Raw genomic sequence first — 20,208 nt, forward strand, 5'->3', positions numbered from 1 at the left:
AAATTGTTTTTATCAATAATAGAAATAAACTTTCCAAACAATTAAAATTAGATCGTTCTAACATTTTCATTTACAGGAACTTTTATTCCTTCTTTAGTCTGAATAATTTCACCTTCGCTTTCAATTTTTTTCAAAACCCGGCTCACAACTTCTCTGGAAGTTCCCAGACTGTTGGCAATTTCACGATGGGTGATCTTAATAGGATTGTTTCCTGTGGATGAAATCTGCTGTTTGATATAATTGAGAACTCTTTTATCCAGTTTATGAAAAACAGCATCATTCACCATATTCATCACTTCTGAAAATCTTCGGTCATATTCATGGTAAAAGAGTTTATTGATTTCCGGAAATCTGATAAGCCATTCATGCATAATAGAGACGGGAATAAGAATTGCTTCCGAGTCTTCTTCTGCAATGGCATATACCCTGCTGATATAGTCCGTCAGAATGGACGAAAAGGTCATGAGACAGCTATCCTTAGGTTTAATATAATAATAGATGAGCTCTCTTCCATCATTAAGGGTAAATACTTTGATAGATCCTTTTATCAGGAATGGAACAAACTTATTTTTTTGTCCTTCCCTTATGATTTCAGTTTTTGCTTTTATATCAATAGCAACAGCATGTTTTTCAAGCTCAGATAAAAATTCGGCACCTAAAAAGCCAAATTTACTTATAGCGAACGAGTTATCAATCATATGTTATGTTTTCTGCTTTTTCTTAAACAAATATATAAAATTGATATGTCCTTACTACACATTTTTACCTTATTAAATATAATTAACAATTTAACAAGTCCTTATTATTATTCCTCAAAGTGCAAAAAAATGCCCTGGTAAAACCAGGGCATTCTTTATTTTATTATAAAAGAAATCTTACGCTTGAACGTTGTTTCCTCCTAATACGAAAGGCTCAACTTCTTTGATTTCTCCGAACTGCTGCTCGTAGTTAGCGATGTTCTGTTGAAGAGCATTTAATACTCTTTTAGCGTGAAGTGGAGCAAGAATTACTCTTGATCTTACTTTTGCCTGCTGAACACCTGGCATCAACTGAATAAAGTCTACTACAAATTCAGATGGAGAGTGGTTTACTAAAGCTAGGTTAGCATAGATACCAGCAGCTACCATTTCGTTTAATTCGATGTTGATGTTTCCGTCTTGTGGATTTTGATTGTTGTCCATTGTTATAAATTATGTTTTTAAAATTCGAAATTTGAGATTGTGAAAATATAAAAATAATTTCAAATCCCAAATTTCAAATCATTAATTTTAGTTAAGGTCTTCGAATTCTTTCTTAGAACCAACAATAACGTTTTGATACTCTTTAAGACCTGTACCTGCAGGGATTCTGTGACCTACAATTACATTTTCTTTAAGACCGTTAAGATCGTCTATCTTACCAGCAACTGCTGCTTCGTTAAGAACTTTAGTTGTTTCCTGGAACGATGCTGCAGACATGAATGACTTAGTCTGAAGGGCAGCTCTTGTAATACCTTGCAGTACAGGAGTTGCAGTAGCAGGAAGAGCTTCTCTTACTTCTACCAATGCTAAATCTTCACGCTTCAACTTGGAGTTTTCATCTCTTAATTCTCTTGCAGTAATCATCTGACCTGGTTTGAATTCTTTAGAATCACCAGCATCTACTACTACTTTAAGACCGAATACTCTGTTGTTTTCTTCCAAGAAATCAAACTTGTGTTCAAGAGCTCCTTCAAGGAATTGAGTATCACCTCCATCTACGATAGATACTTTCGTCATCATCTGTCTTACGATAATTTCGAAGTGCTTGTCGTCGATTTTTACCCCCTGTAGACGGTAAACTTCCTGAATTTCGTTTACTAAGTATTCCTGAACGGCTGTTGGACCTTTAATTCTTAAGATATCTTCCGGTGTGATAGAACCGTCAGAAAGTGGAGAACCTGCTCTTACGAAGTCATTCTCCTGAACAAGAATCTGGTTAGAAAGTTTTACCAGGTAAATTTTTCTTTCTCCAGTTTTCGCCTCAACAATAAGTTCACGGTTACCTCTCTTAATTTTTCCGTAAGAAACTACCCCGTCGATTTCAGTAACAACCGCTGGGTTTGAAGGGTTTCTTGCTTCGAATAATTCGGTAACTCTCGGAAGACCTCCGGTGATATCCCCTGCTTTTGCAGATTTTCTTGGGATTTTGATTAAGACTTTACCAGCCTTAATTTTTTCACCATCGTTAACCATTAAGTGGGCTCCTACCGGTAAGTTGTAAGCTTTTTGCTCAACTCCTTTAGAGTCTACCACTTTCAAGGTAGGTACGGCTTTCTTATTTCTGGATTCAGAGATTACTTTCTCTTCAAATCCTGTCTGTTCGTCAATTTCAAGCTGGAATGAAATACCCTGGATGATATCCTCGTATTCTACCTTACCTGAAGTTTCAGCAATGATAACCGCGTTATACGGATCCCATCTACAGATGGTATCACCTTTCTTCACTTTATCACCTGGTTTTACAGATAATATAGATCCGTAAGGTACGTTAGCTACCATTAATGGAGTTCTGGACTCATTATCAGCAACTAATCTGAATTCTGTTGAACGGGAAACCACAACCTCAGCTGTATTACCGTTTTCATCTTCTGAAGTAATGGTTCTTACTTCATCCATTTCTACGATACCATCTCTTCTTGCAACGATAGATGGGTTTTCTGATACGTTACCTGCAGTACCCCCCTGGTGGAAGGTTCTCAACGTAAGCTGAGTACCTGGTTCCCCAATGGATTGTGCTGCAATTACACCTACCGCTTCACCCATGTGGATCACTTTACCTGTTGCTAAGTTTCTACCGTAACATTTCGCACAGATCCCTTTCTTAGCTTCACAAGTTAATGGTGAACGAACCTCCACAGCTTCTAATCCTGCTTCTTCGATTCTCTTCGCCAAAGATTCAATGATCACCTGATCTGCACTTGCAATAAGCTCGTCAGTTTCAGGATCGTAAATATTATGAAGAGATACTCTACCTAAGATTCTTTCAGAGATTCTTTCAACGATCTCGTCATTTTTCTTAAGTGCAGTAACTTCTGTACCTCTTAATGTTCCACAGTCGTCTTCTGTAACGATAACGTCCTGTGCAACGTCTACCAATCTTCTCGTTAAGTAACCAGCATCGGCTGTCTTAAGAGCGGTATCCGCAAGACCCTTACGAGCACCGTGGGTAGAGATAAAGTACTCTAGAATCGAAAGACCTTCCTTAAAGTTGGCAAGGATCGGGTTTTCGATGATCTCCGCTCCGGTAGAACCAGCTTTCTGCGGTTTTGCCATCAAACCTCTCATCCCTGATAACTGACGGATCTGTTCTTTAGAACCCCTCGCTCCAGAGTCAAGCATCATGTATACAGAGTTGAAACCACCTTGATCGGTTTTCATTCTGCCCATAATCATCTCAGTAAGGTTTGCGTTGGTTGTAGTCCAGACATCAATCACCTGATTATAACGTTCAGTATCTGTAATCAGACCCATGTTATAGTTAGCTCTAATTTCATCTACAGTTCCGATAGAATCTGCAATCATCTGCTTTTTCTCAACAGGAACTACAATATCTCCCAATGAGAAGGAAAGACCTCCTTTGAATGCGTTTGAATACCCTAAGTCTTTCATGGCATCAAGGAATTTCACAGTGGTAGGGAAATCTGTATCAGCAAGGATCTTACCGATAACGTTTCTCAATGATTTCTTAGTAAGAAGCTCATTGATATATCCTACCTGTTTAGGTACAATCTGGTTGAATAAGATTCTACCCACAGTAGTTTCGATCAGTCTTGTAACGATTTCTCCATCTTCTTTGATAGGTAGTCTACATCTTACTTTAGCATTTAAAGATACTCTGCCTTCAGCGTAAGCAATTTCTGCTTCTTCAGGAGAATAGAATGCAAGACCTTCTCCTTTTACTTTCATAGTCTCAGTAGAGCTTAATTCTTTAGTCATGAAATAAAGACCAAGAACCATGTCCTGAGATGGTACTGTAATTGGAGAACCGTTTGCAGGGTTCAGGATGTTTTGAGAACCTAACATCAATAACTGAGCTTCAAGGATTGCTTCTGGTCCTAACGGCAAGTGTACTGCCATCTGGTCACCATCGAAATCGGCGTTGAAGGCCGTAGTTACTAATGGGTGTAGCTGGATTGCCTTACCTTCGATCATCTTAGGTTGGAAAGCCTGAATACCCAGTCTGTGAAGCGTAGGTGCTCTGTTCAATAGAACAGGGTGACCTTTCATCACGTTTTCAAGGATATCATAAACTACTGGTTCTTTTCTGTCGATAATTCTCTTTGCAGATTTTACTGTTTTTACAATACCTCTTTCAATTAGTTTTCTAATGATGAATGGTTTGTAAAGTTCAGCTGCCATATCCTTAGGAATACCACATTCGTGAAGCTGTAAGTTTGGACCTACAACAATTACCGAACGCGCAGAGTAGTCTACCCTTTTTCCCAGTAGGTTCTGACGGAAACGACCTTGCTTACCTTTCAATGAATCAGAAAGTGATTTCAATGGTCTGTTTGATTCAGATTTTACTGCAGAAGATTTTCTTGTGTTATCGAATAATGAATCTACTGATTCCTGAAGCATACGCTTCTCGTTTCTCAAGATTACTTCAGGAGCTTTGATCTCCAATAATCTCTTCAAACGGTTATTTCTGATAATAACTCTTCTATAAAGGTCATTTAAGTCAGAAGTAGCGAAACGTCCTCCATCCAATGGAACCAATGGTCTTAGTTCTGGCGGGATAACAGGAAGTACACGCATTATCATCCACTCTGGTCTGTTGATCATTCTTGTATTAGCACCTCTTAATGCTTCTACAACATTCAATCTCTTAAGAGCTTCAGTTCTTCTTTGTTTTGAACCTTCGTTGTGAGCTTTGTGTCTCAAATCGAAAGACAACGCATCAAGATCGATTCTTTTTAGCAGATCTTCTACCGCTTCAGCACCCATTCTGGCGATGAATTTGTTGGGATCAGAATCATCAAGATACTGGTTTTCTACAGGAAGAGTTTCCATGATATCCAGGTACTCTTCTTCTGTAAGGAATTCCATATTTTCAAAATCAGAACCGTCTAATTTTTTAGCAATACCCTGCTGGATCACTACATATCTTTCGTAGTAGATGATCATGTCTAATTTCTTAGAAGGAATTCCTAAAAGGTATCCGATTTTGTTTGGTAATGAACGGAAATACCAGATGTGTGCAATTGGAACTACAAGGTTGATGTGCCCGATTCTCTCTCTTCTTACTTTTTTCTCAGTAACTTCTACTCCACAACGGTCACAAACGATCCCTTTGTAACGAATTCTCTTGTATTTACCACAAGCACATTCGTAATCCTTTACAGGACCAAAGATTTTCTCACAAAACAGCCCGTCTCTTTCAGGCTTGTGAGTTCTGTAGTTAATAGTTTCCGGCTTTAAAACCTCCCCTCTTGAGTCTTGTAAAATAGACTCCGGTGAAGCTAGACCGATGGTTATTTTATTAAATCTACTTGATTTATTTTTATTTGACATAATTTTATTTTTGATTATAAAGATTAAAGATTGAAAGCTTTACACTTTCGCTCTTATCATCTCGGAGTTGATTAATTCTTTAATTTTTAGTAATTAAATCTTTAATTTACTCCTCCAATCTTACGTCTAATCCAAGACCTTGTAACTCGTGAAGTAATACGTTGAATGATTCCGGAATACCTGGTTCAGGCATAGATTCACCTTTTGCAATGGCTTCATAAGTTTTTGCTCTACCAATCACGTCATCCGACTTCACAGTAAGGATCTCTCTCAGGATGTTAGATGCACCGAATGCTTCAAGTGCCCAAACCTCCATCTCTCCGAATCTCTGACCTCCGAACTGAGCTTTACCTCCTAACGGCTGCTGAGTAATCAATGAGTAAGGACCGATAGAACGTGCGTGCATCTTATCATCTACCATGTGTCCTAGTTTCAACATGTAAATGATACCTACTGTTGCAGCCTGAGTAAATCTTTCTCCGGTACCCCCATCATAAAGGTGAGTGTGACCGAATTTAGGAAGACCTGCTTTCTCAGTGTATTCAGTAATCTGATCAAGAGTTGCTCCGTCAAAGATTGGCGTAGCGAACTTCATACCCAGTTTCTGACCTGCCCATCCAAGAACTGTTTCATAGATCTGACCAATGTTCATACGGGAAGGTACCCCTAGTGGATTCAATACGATATCTACTGGTGTTCCGTCTTCAAGGAATGGCATATCTTCTTCACGAACGATTCTTGAAACGATACCTTTGTTACCGTGACGTCCTGCCATTTTATCCCCTACATTCAGTTTACGTTTCTTAGCGATGTAAACTTTAGCCAGCTTCATGATCCCTGCCGGAAGCTCATCTCCGATTGAAATAGCAAATTTCTCACGGTTTTTAACTCCCTGGATGTCGTTATATTTGATTTTGTAATTGTGAATCAATTGTTTGATCAATTCATTCTTGTCAGCGTCTACTGTCCAGTCTGAACCGCTAACGTTTACATAATCTTCAACTGAAGTTAATAACTTGTGAGTAAATTTCACACCTTTACCGATGATTTCTTCATCCAGGTCATTTTGTACCCCTTGAGAAGTTTTACCGCTTACCAGTGTGTTTAATTTTTCAATTAACGTATTTCTCAACTCGTCAAACTTAGCCTTGTAAGTGTTTTCAATTTCTTCAAGTTTAAGTTTTTCTTCAGTTCTTTTCTTTTTGTCTTTAATGTTTCTTGAGAACAGTTTCTTGTTGATAACAACACCTCTTAATGAAGAGTCAGCTTTCAGTGAAGCATCCTTCACATCACCAGCTTTATCACCGAAGATTGCTCTAAGAAGTTTTTCTTCAGGCGTCGGGTCAGATTCACCTTTTGGAGTAATTTTACCAATCATGATATCTCCAGGCTTCACTTCAGCACCGATTCTGATCATACCGTTCTCGTCAAGATCTTTAGTAGCTTCTTCAGATACGTTTGGAATATCTGCTGTAAGCTCTTCCATACCTAATTTAGTATCACGAACTTCAAGAGAATATTCATCCACGTGGATTGAAGTAAACCAGTCTTCACGTACCACTTTTTCGTTGATTACGATTGCATCCTCGAAGTTGTATCCTTTCCAAGGCATGAATGCTACCACTAAGTTTCTACCAAGAGCTAATTCTCCTTTTTCAGTAGCATAACCGTCGCAAAGTACCTGTCCTTTTTCCACTACATCACCTACTCTTACGTTTGGTCTTAGGGTAATGGTTGTACTCTGATTCGTTTTTCTGAACTTAGTAAGGTTGTATGTTTTAGTAGCAGACTCGAATTGTACTAAATCTTCGTCTTCGCTTCTTTCATATTTAATAACGATTCTGTCAGCATCTACGTACTGTACTGTACCTGTACCTTCAGCGTTAATTAAGATTCTTGAATCTCTTGCAACTTGCTGCTCAAGCCCTGTACCCACGATTGGAGCCTGTGGCTTCAATAGAGGAACGGCCTGACGCATCATGTTAGATCCCATCAATGCACGGTTCGCATCATCATGCTCAAGGAACGGAATTAATGAAGCAGAAATACCAGAGATTTGGTTTGGTGCAACATCAATAAGGTTAACCTGAGATGGCTCTACTACAGGGTAGTCACCATCTAATCTTGCAATAATTCTGTCTGTCAAGAAATCACCGTTATCGCTCAATTCAACGTTTGCCTGAGCAATTACTTTGTCTTCTTCGTCTTCTGCATTAAGGTAAATAGGATCAGCATTAAGATTAATCTTACCTTCTTCTACTTTTCTATATGGAGTTTCGATGAAACCTAGTCTGTTGATTTTAGCATAAATCCCCAGGGATGAAATCAAACCGATGTTTGGTCCTTCCGGAGTTTCAATCGGACAAATTCTTCCGTAGTGAGTATGGTGAACGTCTCGAACCTCGAAACCTGCTCTTTCTCTTGATAAACCACCAGGCCCTAGTGCAGATAATCTTCTCTTGTGAGTAATTTCTGATAGAGGGTTGGTTTGGTCCATGAACTGAGAAAGCTGGTTGGTACCAAAGAATGAGTTGATTACAGATGTTAATGTCTTAGCATTTACAAGGTCAAGCGGAGTAAAGATTTCGTTATCTCTAACGTTCATTCTTTCCTTGATTGTTCTTGCAATTCTTGAAAGACCTACTCCGAACTGTCCTGCTAGTTGCTCACCAACAGTTTTAATTCTTCTGTTTGATAAGTGGTCAATATCATCCACTTCAGCTTTAGAGTTGACAAGCTCGATTAAGTGTCTTACGATAGCAATGATATCTTCTTTGGTAAGAACTTCAGTTGTAGTTGGAATATTAAGACCTAACTTTTTGTTCAATCTGTAACGTCCTACTTCACCTAATGAATATCTTTGCTCAGAGAAGAATAATTTTTCAATGATTCCTCTTGCAGTTTCCTCATCTGGCGGATCTGCATTTCTTAACTGACGATAAATATACTCTACTGCTTCTTTTTCAGAGTTAGTAGGGTCTTTTTGTAATGTATTCTGGATGATCGAGAATTCGTTGCTGTTTTCTTTGTGAATCAGGATTGATTTCACACCAGCATCAAGAATAAGATCTAAATGTTCTTTTTCAAGAATAGTTTCTCTGTCCAGGATGATCTCATTTCTTTCAATAGAAACTACTTCACCTGTATCTTCGTCTACGAAGTCTTCGAACCAAGTGTTCAATACTCTCGCAGCCAATGTTCTCCCTTCCACTTTTTTAAGGGCAGCTTTAGAAACTTTCACTTCTTCAGCAAGGTCGAAAATCTGAAGGATATCCTTATCAGATTCATAACCAATCGCTCTTAATAGAGTTGTTAATGGTAATTTTTTCTTACGGTCGATATACGCGTACATTACGCTGTTGATATCTGTTGTAAATTCCATCCAAGATCCTTTGAAAGGAATAATTCTTGAATAGTAAAGTTTGGTTCCGTTAGCGTGGTAAGTTTGTCCGAAGAATACACCAGGTGAACGGTGAAGCTGCGTAACGATAACTCTTTCAGCACCATTGATGATAAAAGAACCACTTGGCGTCATATAAGGAACCGGACCTAAGTATACGTCCTGAACCACTGTTTGGAAATCTTCGTGTTCCGGGTCAGTACAATACAGTTTAAGTCTTGCTTTTAGAGGAACTGAATAGGTAAGTCCTCTTTCCACACACTCATCGATTGAATAACGTGGAGAATCTACCAGATAGTCTAAGAATTCTAATACGAATTGGTTTCTTGAATCCGTAATCGGGAAATTCTCTTGGAAAGTCTTGTAAAGAGCTTCTGTCTTTCTGGCTTCAGGAAGTGTATCAAGCTGGAAAAATTCTCTGAAAGACTCAATTTGGATATCCAAAAAGTCAGGAGTGATGATTTTTCCTTTCGCTGATGAGAAATTAATTCTCGGATTTCCTTGAGTTGTTGATTTTGTTTTACTCATAAAACTTTTAAGAAAGGGTTAAAAAATATTTTGATTCATTAAAAAATATCAGAAAAGAACAAGAAACAAGATAAAAGTAAAAGGTAAAAGTGTTTTTGGCGCTCACAAAGGACCTCAGGCTCTTTTAAACTTTGTACTTGGTTCTTTCTAACTGCAACACTGGTATATCTTTTCACAGCGTAATGCAAAATATTTTTATTACTTTTGAGGCAATATTACCGCAGTATTTATATACACGAAATCCCTTCCATGTTTTACACAATGAAAGAGTTGATTTTCAGTATTTTATAAATTTACAAACAATTTTTCGCGCCAAAAGAGGGGCAAATATACAAAAAGTTATCCACAATAACAAATAAATCATCTCATTTTGAGGCTTTTAAAATAAGAGAGGCTGCCCAAATTTGAGCAACCCCTCCGCAACACAAGCTAATCTTATGATTATTTTACAATAATCTTATAAGATTATATCGTCGATTTGATTTCTATCTTAATCATACTTACTCCTTTTGAAAGTGAAGAAGTATCAATGTCCATATGAGCTTTAAATCCATCCCTTTTAACTTCCTGTCCTTATGTTGAGAACTCCATTTTTATGAGTAGCCAAACTAAGTTCTGACCGTCATGCATTCTCAAGTAATTTCCAGTTCCAATGTATATTCCTAAAGCTACAGTAGTTGTTATTATGCACGCATTCCCCACTGTTCTCACGCTTTCACTTAAGCTTTCCCTGGTTAATAGCATGGCGAAACAACGCCATGGTTTGTCCTGCAAGTCCAGTTTCATCTGCTGTAACATATACTAATGCTCCGATTTGGACAGCAGTGTGGTTTTTAGCTTTTAATTGTACTCCTGTAAGCATTGAGACTATCATACCGTCAAGTCTGCTTGTATCGGAGACTCATCCTACAGTATCAAAGTCTGCCCGAGGTTCCATTGTATTGATGCCTACCTGTGCGCAATAGACACACCCCACAACCAGTTTAAAGGAATTACTATTGCAATTTTTTAATTTCTCTAAATATCATACAAAAATTCTCCTATATTTTTGTTACGAATAACTCCATTTATTCAATATGGCACCCAATTTTATCTTATTAAAGGAAAGGAAATTATATAGGAAATTATTGTCATAGAATCTATGAGTTCCCTTTTGATGAGCAAAAAGCCTGTTAACGACAGACCAAATATTTTTTGCTTCAGAACACATATAAATGAAAACATCAGCTAAACCACTCAGCAGATGATTTTTAATATCTATAGAATATGATAACTCAGGTTGGGCTCTCATTACAGATATCAATTTAGTGTTTGATATTCCTGCAGCTACCAGAAGTAACAAAAATTCAATCTTATAGCCGTAGGAAAGAAAATAATTTTTATCCAATATGTTGTGTTTTTCCAGATACAAATATAGTATTTTCTCAATAAAAAGAATAATTTATTAGTGAAAAATTACACAAAATAAACAAACAATACAATGTAATCAAAATATTATGTTAATTTAAAATAAATAATCAATCATAAAAAAATATATCAGAATTGAAACTAATAATATTAAAATACTGTTACAAAATAAAAGACATATTTACAAGGGCTTACATACAAAAAAAAGCCCGGGCAATAGCCCGGGCTCCTATATTTATAATACAATTGAAATTATTTCAATTCTACTTCAGCACCAGCTTCTTCTAATTGCTTCTTAAGAGCTTCAGCTTCGTCTTTAGAAACACCTTGCTTAATTGCAGCAGGAGCTCCGTCTACGATATCTTTAGCTTCTTTAAGACCAGCACCAGTTAAATCTTTTACTAATTTAACGATAGCTAATTTAGAAGCACCTGCAGACTTAAGAATTACGTCGAATTCAGTCTTTTCTTCAGCAGCATCACCTGCACCACCTGCAGCAACAACTACAGCAGCAGCAGCTGGCTCAATTCCGTACTCATCCTTAAGGATAGCAGCTAATTCGTTTACGTCTTTTACAGTTAGGTTTACTAGCGTTTCAGCTAAATTTTTTAAATCTGACATTGTTGTAATGTTTTTGTTGATTATTTATTTAATTTTTTGAGTGTAATTATTCAGCACTTGTTTCTTCAGTGCTTTCTGCAGCAGCTTCCGGAGCTTCAGCTGCAGGAGTTTCTTCTACCGCAGGAGCAGCTTCTTCAGCTTTAGCTTCTACAGTTTCAGGTTTGTTTTGAAGAGCAGAAACAACTCTCTGGATTGGAGACTGAAGTAATCCGATGATTTCACCGATCATTTCTTCTCTAGACTTGATGTTAGCCAACATGTCCAGGTTGTTGTCACCAACGTAGAAAGTTTCCTGAACAAAAGCAGACTTTAAAGCTGGCTTTTCTTCTTTCTTTCTGAATCCTTGGATCAATTTCGCAGGAGCATTTGCTGTTTCAGCAATCATTAATGCTGAGTTTCCTTTGAAAGATGGGAACATTTCAGAGTAATCTACTCCTTCAATTTGCTCCATTGCTTTTTGTAAAAGTGTGTTTTTTACAACTTTTACTTTGATATTTTGCTTGAAAGCCTGTCTTCTGAAATCTGAAGATTTACCAGCGTTCAAACCTTCTAAATCTGCTACGTATACTACTTTTGCATCCTGAAGCAAATCTTTGATCTCTTGTATTGCTACAACTTTTTGGTCTTTTGTCATTGTCTTAAGGATTATTATTAGTTAACAGATTTAGTATCAATTGCAATACCTGGGCTCATTGTAGAAGACAAATAGATGCTCTTCACATAAGTTCCTTTAGCAGCAGTTGGTTTCATTTTGATCAATGTCTGGATTAATTCCTGAGCATTTTCTTTGATCTTAGCAGCATCGAAAGATACTTTACCAATACCTGCATGGATAATACCATACTTGTCTACTTTGAAATCAATTTTACCTGCTTTTACTTCAGTTACTGCTTTACCAATTTCCATTGTTACAGTTCCTGATTTAGGGTTTGGCATTAAACCTCTTGGACCTAATACTCTACCTAACGGACCTAATTTACCCATTACAGCTGGCATAGTAACGATAACGTCAACATCTGTCCAACCTTCTTTGATTTTTTGTAAATATTCGTCAAGACCTACATAGTCAGCACCAGCAGCTTTAGCTTCTGCTTCTTTATCTGGAGTTACAAGAGCTAATACTTTAACATCTTTACCTGTACCATGAGGAAGAGATACAACACCTCTTACCATTTGGTTTGCTTTTCTAGGGTCTACACCTAATCTTACAGCGATATCTACAGAAGCATCAAACTTTGTAGTGTTCACTTCTTTTACAAGAGCTGAACCTTCTTCAAGGTTATAGATTCTTCCTTTTTCTACTTTGCTTAAAGCTTCCTTTTGCTTTTTAGTTAATTTTGCCATTTCTTTAAGTTTTAAGCGTTAGTTGGTTTAGTTCCTGTTACTCTTAATCCCATAGATCTAGCAGTACCTGCAACCATAGAAAGAGCAGAATCCATTGTAAAACAGTTAAGATCCGCCATTTTATCTTCAGCGATTTTCTTTACTTGTTCCCAAGTTACAGAACCTACTTTGTTTCTGTTTGGTTCACCAGAACCTCCCTTGATCTTAGCTGCATCCATTAACTGGATTGCTGCAGGTGGAGTTTTAATAACGAATTCAAAAGATTTGTCCTCGTATACTGTAATTACTACAGGTAAAACTTGCCCTGGCTTATCTTGGGTTCTTCCGTTAAATTGCTTACAAAACTCCATGATGTTCACACCTGCAGAACCCAATGCTGGACCTACTGGTGGAGAAGGGTTAGCTGCGCCACCTTTCACCTGAAGCTTTACCATTTTAAAGACTTTCTTAGCCATTGTTTGTTTTTTAAATTTGAATAATTAATGAGTTTGGAAGCATTTATTATTCAGTAGGTTATGCACTCACATAACAATAAACCTACTTTTTGGACTGCAAAAGTATAAAATATTTTTGAATTAGCAAACGGAAATTGCTGATTTTTAAAAGTTTTAGAAAAAAAAACAAATTATGCCCCGTTATTGTATCATTAAAAATACTGCCAGAAAAACAAAAACGCTCATTTACATTAAATGAGCGTTTTTAAATATTTCTGAAAGAAAAGATTTACTAGAAACCGGCAGGTTTATTAATTGTTTTTGTAGAACCGTCATTTCCTCCAAGATCATCATTGATATCATTTATATTTTGCTTTTCAATTAATCTTCTGTAGGCCATCAGATAAAGATCAACGGTAAAGTTGTTATAAGTTCTTGATGGTGTCGTTGTATTGGTGGCAATAATTCTGCTTTCCGTGAATCTTGCTCTGATATGCCACGTTCCGTTACTTTTGAAGGCCACCACATCCGGTGATCCCTGCTTATTATCATTCACCCCATTGTCTCCGTAATCAAGCATGACACTAGTATCCCCATCATTCAGCTTAAATGAATAGTTGTGAAGGATAACCAAAAAGTTGTTTGCATCAATTTTGGTATCATAATCCGCAATTCCGGTTCCGGGTACTCCGGTAAGGGTAAGCTTAAGATAATTGAACAGTCCGCTGCTTTCGAGAGCAGGATCATACAGCTGCAAAGCATTCTGTGAAGTTGCCAAAAAGCTACCTCCTGTCATCGTAGGTTCTCCCGGATTTCTTAAATACAGAGAATTCGTATAGGTTTTTCCATTTACATCAAGTGTTTCTGTAGGATTGGCTGTGTTCACGCCTACTTTTCCTTTCTGGGCATTCAAAAATATCCCCAAGCACATGATTAATGTGATATAAATTTTTCTTTTCATAGTTTTTTTATTGAAGCCCTAAAGGCGTATTGGTTGATACTCCTGAATATCCCGGTGAAACAGATGCTGAAACAGAACCGTTAAAAGTACCCCAGTCTTTAACTAATGATTTTTCAAAGACATTTAAAGTAAGTGTCCAGGTCCCATTTTGAGAAGAAACGGTTCCGGCCCCTTTAAAAGCCAAATTAATAGCATGGTATTTTTTACCTCCACTGGTTACCTGTGTAATTTCAGTTGCGTAGGAACCATAAGATTTGGGAGTGGTGGTGGTATTGGCTGCCGAAACCGCTCCTGTAAAAACCGCTCCTGTAATAGCCACAACATATTTACTCGCCTCTAATCCTGTATTAAGATTCACCACTTCATCCTGTCTCACATTTTTTAATATAACATTATACATATTTACAGGTGCTACATTACGGAGCGATATATCCAACAGCTTCACCTTACCTACCGGTGAAGTATCTTTAGATCGGGTAAGAAGAAGATAGTTTCCGCTTGCCTTTGTATTTTCAGTATCTATTAAATAGGATTCCACTAATGTTTCACCTTCAACATCCAATGTTCCTTTAGGTGTATTAGTATTTATTCCTACTTGGGCATTTATGCTTAAAGCAGCAAAACCCGTAAAGAGTATCACAATAATTTTTTTCATAAAGTTTATGTTTTATTGAATTAATGGAGCTGCTGCAGCACCAGTAGTTGAACCACTAAGGTTTTGTGTTGAATTAAAATCTTTGGCATATGATCTGTCAAATACCAATAAGTTCAGTGTCCAGACTCCGGTAGGGAAAGAATTATCAGGAGCGAATCCCTGGTAATCTGCCTTAAGCTTCCATGTTCCTCCTGAAGAATAAGCAAAAATCTGAGGTACCGGAGTAAGCCAATCTGCAGAATATGTTCTTGTAGGCTGTGTAAATCCGAAAGAAGAAATAACTACCAGAAACTTGCTGGAATTGATCTTTGTATCAAATTGATTTACCCAATCCTTGTCTGTAGGATCACAGGTAATCTTGAATTGAATAAGGTTAATAGGTGCCGGTGAATTAGGTACAAAAGAATCATTGTACGCCGTAATTTTGTTTTCCGGAGCCGGAGACTTAATAATGAAAGTGTAATTCTCGTCTGCAGTCAGTTTTTCAAGGGGCTGCTTGATAACAATTCCTGATGTCTTCATTGTACCGTTCACGGTAAGTTCTTTTTCCGGCGTTGTAGTATTGATACCAACCTGCGCATTTATGAGCACAGATGCACCCACCAGAGTGATCATCGAAATAATTTTTGTCATTGGGTTATGTGTTTATATAAAGCTTGTGTTTTTGGATAGCTGATCCGAATTTGATATTTATTTAAAACATAAAATGTCCATACCTCTATGTTGTCTGAAATAAAAAGATATAAGATTTTAAGAATTAGTTAACAGCTTGTTTGCAAGAACTATGCCATCTGAAAGTGAATTAAACAATTAAAAAAAGTTCAATGCTTAAAATAAAAATTTCATCACAAAATGGTGATAATTCAATTAAAGCAAAGTACACTATAGAGGTAATCAACAGAGTTATGATATTTTGAGGATCAATAAAATAATATCATTAAATTAAAAAAACTCTAACAACAGGGAAAAATATAAAACTAAAATTCAATATTTCATTATGAATTAATAGGAGTACAGAATTATGTATTTAAAAAAAGGAAAGCTGTCATTAAAAGTCATTGAAAAATATAAAAAGATACAAATGAAAAAGGCCGTTTTAAAAACGGCCTTTTTATATTTTTATAAGTAATGTATTATACTTTTTCTACTTGCATATAGCTTAGTTCCATTGGAGTTTTTCTACCGAAGATCAATACAGAAACCTCAATTTTCTTTTTGTCTTCAAGAATCTTCTCAACTGTACCATTGAATCCGTTGAAAGGTCCATCGATCACTTTAACGTTTTCACCTACTACATAAGGAATTTCAACATCGCTTGCGAATTCTGAAAGTTCATCCATTCTTCCAAGCATTCTGTTAACCTCTGATTTTCTCATTGGAACAGGATCACCTCCTTTTGTTAAACTTAAGAAAGAGATAACTCCAGGAATATTTTTAATAACGTGAGGAATCTCTCCCATCAGGTCTGCTTCAATCATCAAGTAGCCAGGATAGTAAGGTCTTTCTTTAGGAACTTTTTTACCATTTCTAATCTGAATCACCTTTTCCATAGGAATAACCACTTGAGTAACGTACTGTTCAAACCCTAGACGTTTGATTTCTGTCTCAATATAGTTTTTCACTTTATTTTCCTGTCCGCTGATTGCTTTCAGCACATACCATTTCAATTCGCTCATTATGGAAAATACTTAATTATTAATTGAACAAGTTGATTAGCATTCCTATTATGTTGCTGATTGCCTTTGAAAACAATTCATCAACTCCAAAGGTAAATAAAGCCAGAATAACTGTCGCTATAGTCACTACAATTGTAGAAGACTGAAGGTCAGCCCATTTTGGCCATTCAACTTTATGTCTGAATTCGTTATAAGAACCTTTTAAAAAATCGACAAATGAACTCATAATTTATATTTGCACGGGCACAAGGATTCGAACCCTGATCAACGGTTTTGGAGACCGGTATCCTACCATTGGACGATGCCCGTAGTTAAAAAAAGCTCCGTAAAGAATGTTCCTTACGGAAGCTTTTTATATGTTTTAGATGTGGATTAGTCGATGATTTCAGTTACCTGACCTGCACCTACAGTTCTACCACCTTCTCTGATCGCGAATCTAAGACCCTCGTTAAGAGCGATTGGCTGAAGTAATTCAACAGTGATTGTTAAGTTATCACCAGGCATTACCATTTCTACACCTTCTGGTAAGAAGATCTCACCTGTAACGTCAGTAGTTCTTACGTAGAACTGAGGACGGTACTTGTTGTGGAATGGAGTGTGACGTCCACCTTCTTCTTTAGAAAGGATATAAACCTCAGCTTTGAATTTTTTGTGTGGCTTAACTGAATCTTTCTTAGCGATAACCATACCTCTCTTGATGTCAGTTTTTTCAATACCTCTCAACAATAGACCTACGTTATCACCAGCTTCACCTCTATCTAGGATTTTTCTGAACATCTCAACTCCTGTAATAGTAGAAGTTAATTTTTCATCACCCATACCTACGATATCAACCGGATCACCAGTGTTGATAACACCAGCCTCGATTCTACCAGTTGCTACAGTACCTCTACCTGTAATAGAGAATACGTCTTCGATTGGCATCAAGAATGGCTTATCCTGATCTCTAACAGGCTGCTCGATCCAAGTATCAACTGCATCCATTAATTCTTCAACAGTCTTAACCCACTTCTCATCTCCGTTAAGAGCACCAAGAGCAGATCCCTGGATTACTGGAGAGTTATCTCCGTCATATTCGTAAGTAGATAATAAATCTCTAAGTTCAAGTTCAACAAGCTCTAAAAGCTCAGCATCATCCACCATATCAACTTTGTTCATGAAAACAACGATTCTTGGTACGTTTACCTGACGGCAAAGTAGGATGTGCTCTCTAGTTTGAGGCATTGGTCCATCAGTTGCAGCACATACTAAGATCGCTCCATCCATCTGAGCAGCACCAGTTACCATGTTCTTAACATAGTCGGCGTGACCTGGACAGTCAACGTGTGCATAGTGTCTGTTTTCAGTTTCGTACTCGATGTGAGCTGTATTAATAGTGATACCTCTTTCTTTTTCTTCTGGAGCAGAGTCAATAGCAGAGAAGTCTTTTTTCTCAGCAAGACCTTTGTTCGCTAATACACTACTGATAGCTGCAGTAAGTGTAGTTTTACCATGGTCAACGTGACCAATAGTACCAATGTTCAAGTGTGGTTTGTTACGATTAAACGTTTCCTTTGCCATGATTTAAAATTATTTATTTATTGTTTTTCAAATTTTCGGTGTGCAAATATAATGAATTTTTAAATACCAAAAACTTTTTATTAAAAAAACTTTCAATATTCTCATCCAGTGAAGGACAAACCTTATATTTCAACGTATTGAGACTGCAAATTTACAAATTTTTCCGGATTGAAAAAAACTTTCTGAAACCTTTTATAAAAATGCCTGAAACCCAATATATAAAAATAAATTTCAGTATGTCCCAATTGCTTTAGTGTTACTTATTCTCCTGTATTTTATTTCGGGTAAGGCTTAGTGATCTGAAGAATAAATATAGTGCCAGCAAAAATGTACTTCCCAGCATAATGAGAGGGGTAGAATGCTTACCAAATGAAATCAGCAAGAAAAAGCCATTCACCAGGAAGCCTATCGCGTTAACATCAAAGAACACAAGCATTAAAAGATACAGAAGCACTGCCGCCAGGGCTATGAACTTATACTTCGGCTGAAAAAGAGTGCTGAAAATAGCTTTAATCCTGTTTCTAAAACCGGATGGCAGCAGACAGGCCGGAATAAAAAGAGTGTAAAGACCAATCGAATACATGAAAGAGATATTGAGCATCAACAATACGTTAAGATGGAAGAAAACAGCCAGCAGAAGCATACATCTGAAGAATTTAGGGTTTATAAATGCTATAATAAACACTCCCTCGAAAATAACTGTAAAATAATCCAGAATTTCCCAGAATACTTTCGAACTAATGCCTTCATAAAATCCGGAAAGAAGGTCACTCCATCCTATTATATATCTGTACTGAGTGAAAAATATCTGTGTATACTGAGTATCAGTGCTCAGCCAGCCTCCCAAAATTTTAGCAAAGCCAGCCGTAAACATTCCGAAGCTGAAAATAAGACTTATCATAAACATCGGCCATGATTTTGCCAGTTCATCCGTTTCTTTCACTGGCTCCGGAAAGAAGCTGTAGGTTTTATTCCAAGGAGAAAATGCCATGATAAGAATGGGCAGTGTATATACAAAATCATGATTTACTTTTCCGAAAGAATAGGCATAATTACTGGTCAGTGTATACAGCACCATATAAAGTACAGCAAATATTCTTGGTCTGTATCCTATCAGGATCATCAATAAACATAGATACAGAGTATAACGGCAAAATAAGAAAAACGCTTCTGAAGGAATCACATCTGTGAATGACAGCATACTGATCGGCGGATGCATGGCACTATTAGGAATGGAATGGATCCAGCTGTTATCAGCGACTCCTGTCCATAACAGAAATATAGAAAAGAATATCCTGTAAAATGCCAGAAATTCATAAGTGGGACGGTAAGAGATAAAGGGAAGTTCTTTGAGTTTTTTCATCATTGTTAATTTAAAATCGGTAATTCAATACTGTATCCTGAACTGCTTTCTGCTCCATTTTTCTTGTAGTAATATTAAAATCTTTGGATTCATTGATTACCTGCATACCTGTCACCTCTTTGCCAGGAAATCTTTCTTTGAGCCTGTTTATAATAAACTTTTTACTTTCTTCCAAATTGACCTTTTTAATATTCCTGTTAAGAATAGACTTTTTTAACAGATAAAGCTTCTTTTTATAGGAAGGCAGAGCATTCACCCGGCTGTCCAGCACCGGATATTCCCGGGGGAAAAGTAAATTTTGAATAAGTGTGATCTGTATAGTTCTTGGAATACGATCTCCCAGATAATCATTGTTAATTAAAATACTGTCTGACCCATCTTTAAAAAAAACATGTGAAGCCGTTTTGGTAAATTTAATATATTTTCCATCCTTTATAGGATATGAAGCAAATCCAGGAAAGTTAAATGAGGGATAGGTCTCTTCAATATTAACTTTAAAAACCAGCTGTAAGGGAAGCAGGATAATTAAAAAGCTAAACAGAAAAAGAACTGTTTTTTTGTAGTGATCCATATTGTGTTTTTGAACATTTGTTTGTGAAAGATATTGATGACATTAATTTAATAATCAAAGAAACCGTTTCAAAAAATGTAGTAATAACGGGGAATTCATTATTTTTTCAGATGCCATTTGTTTATTTTTTATCAGTGACCAATTTAACTATTTT

At 36.9% G+C, this 20,208-nt stretch carries 17 protein-coding genes and 1 tRNA gene; all 18 read right to left on the reverse strand.

What is annotated here, in order from left to right; translation table 11 throughout:
- Positions 1-47: 47 nt before the first annotated feature.
- The 18 genes from ACODR7_RS06045 to ACODR7_RS06130 all read right to left on the reverse strand — a co-directional run bounded on the left by ACODR7_RS06045 (position 48) and on the right by ACODR7_RS06130 (position 20,054).
- Positions 48-698 (reverse strand): Crp/Fnr family transcriptional regulator, encoded by a 651-nt coding sequence (locus ACODR7_RS06045; protein WP_488838036.1) that lies wholly within the window; start codon positions 696-698, stop codon positions 48-50.
- Between the two features lie 177 nt (positions 699-875).
- Positions 876-1,181: a DUF3467 domain-containing protein gene (locus tag ACODR7_RS06050; RefSeq protein WP_002976436.1), complete on the reverse strand. Its 306-nt coding sequence runs from the start codon at positions 1,179-1,181 to the stop codon at positions 876-878.
- A gap of 87 nt (positions 1,182-1,268) precedes the next feature.
- A complete protein-coding gene (rpoC, locus tag ACODR7_RS06055) occupies positions 1,269-5,534 on the reverse strand; it encodes a DNA-directed RNA polymerase subunit beta' (RefSeq protein WP_488838038.1) in 4,266 nt (1,421 codons plus the stop codon).
- Between the two features lie 106 nt (positions 5,535-5,640).
- The gene (gene rpoB / locus ACODR7_RS06060) at positions 5,641-9,462 is read right to left on the reverse strand and encodes a DNA-directed RNA polymerase subunit beta (protein WP_110368389.1); all 3,822 of its coding nucleotides are present in this window, start codon (positions 9,460-9,462) and stop codon (positions 5,641-5,643) included.
- 715 nt (positions 9,463-10,177) lie between these two features.
- A complete protein-coding gene (locus ACODR7_RS06065) occupies positions 10,178-10,336 on the reverse strand; it encodes a hypothetical protein (RefSeq protein ID WP_488838040.1) in 159 nt (52 codons plus the stop codon).
- A gap of 785 nt (positions 10,337-11,121) precedes the next feature.
- Positions 11,122-11,490 carry a 50S ribosomal protein L7/L12 gene (rplL, locus tag ACODR7_RS06070; protein WP_062675820.1) on the reverse strand — a complete coding sequence of 123 codons (369 nt, stop codon included), beginning with the start codon at positions 11,488-11,490 and terminating at the stop codon, positions 11,122-11,124.
- 46 nt (positions 11,491-11,536) lie between these two features.
- A complete protein-coding gene (rplJ, locus tag ACODR7_RS06075; protein WP_110368387.1) occupies positions 11,537-12,124 on the reverse strand; it encodes a 50S ribosomal protein L10 in 588 nt (195 codons plus the stop codon).
- Between the two features lie 17 nt (positions 12,125-12,141).
- Positions 12,142-12,834, reverse strand: a complete 693-nt coding sequence (gene rplA, locus ACODR7_RS06080) for a 50S ribosomal protein L1 (protein WP_002976422.1) — start codon at positions 12,832-12,834, stop codon at positions 12,142-12,144.
- Positions 12,835-12,845: 11 nt separating this feature from the next.
- On the reverse strand, positions 12,846-13,289 hold the full coding sequence (rplK, locus tag ACODR7_RS06085; RefSeq protein WP_047435399.1) for a 50S ribosomal protein L11: 444 nt from the start codon (positions 13,287-13,289) through the stop codon (positions 12,846-12,848).
- Positions 13,290-13,560: 271 nt separating this feature from the next.
- The gene (locus ACODR7_RS06090; protein ID WP_488838043.1) at positions 13,561-14,229 is read right to left on the reverse strand and encodes a hypothetical protein; all 669 of its coding nucleotides are present in this window, start codon (positions 14,227-14,229) and stop codon (positions 13,561-13,563) included.
- 7 nt (positions 14,230-14,236) lie between these two features.
- On the reverse strand, positions 14,237-14,884 hold the full coding sequence (locus ACODR7_RS06095; RefSeq protein ID WP_488838044.1) for a hypothetical protein: 648 nt from the start codon (positions 14,882-14,884) through the stop codon (positions 14,237-14,239).
- 12 nt (positions 14,885-14,896) lie between these two features.
- Positions 14,897-15,517: a hypothetical protein gene (locus ACODR7_RS06100; protein ID WP_488838046.1), complete on the reverse strand. Its 621-nt coding sequence runs from the start codon at positions 15,515-15,517 to the stop codon at positions 14,897-14,899.
- Between the two features lie 500 nt (positions 15,518-16,017).
- Positions 16,018-16,560: a transcription termination/antitermination protein NusG gene (nusG, locus tag ACODR7_RS06105; RefSeq protein ID WP_002976412.1), complete on the reverse strand. Its 543-nt coding sequence runs from the start codon at positions 16,558-16,560 to the stop codon at positions 16,018-16,020.
- 19 nt (positions 16,561-16,579) lie between these two features.
- A complete protein-coding gene (gene secE, locus ACODR7_RS06110; RefSeq protein WP_002976410.1) occupies positions 16,580-16,786 on the reverse strand; it encodes a preprotein translocase subunit SecE in 207 nt (68 codons plus the stop codon).
- 12 nt (positions 16,787-16,798) lie between these two features.
- Positions 16,799-16,869: transfer RNA gene (locus ACODR7_RS06115), tRNA-Trp, on the reverse strand.
- A gap of 63 nt (positions 16,870-16,932) precedes the next feature.
- Entirely contained in the window at positions 16,933-18,120 is a 1,188-nt protein-coding gene (gene tuf / locus ACODR7_RS06120) for an elongation factor Tu (RefSeq protein WP_034693176.1), read from the reverse strand.
- Between the two features lie 256 nt (positions 18,121-18,376).
- Positions 18,377-19,486 (reverse strand): HTTM domain-containing protein, encoded by a 1,110-nt coding sequence (locus ACODR7_RS06125; protein ID WP_488838049.1) that lies wholly within the window; start codon positions 19,484-19,486, stop codon positions 18,377-18,379.
- 7 nt (positions 19,487-19,493) lie between these two features.
- Positions 19,494-20,054 (reverse strand): hypothetical protein, encoded by a 561-nt coding sequence (locus tag ACODR7_RS06130; protein ID WP_488838051.1) that lies wholly within the window; start codon positions 20,052-20,054, stop codon positions 19,494-19,496.
- Between the last annotated feature and the right edge of the window lie 154 nt (positions 20,055-20,208).

It is taken from the genome of Chryseobacterium sp. FG46, assembly GCF_057809135.1.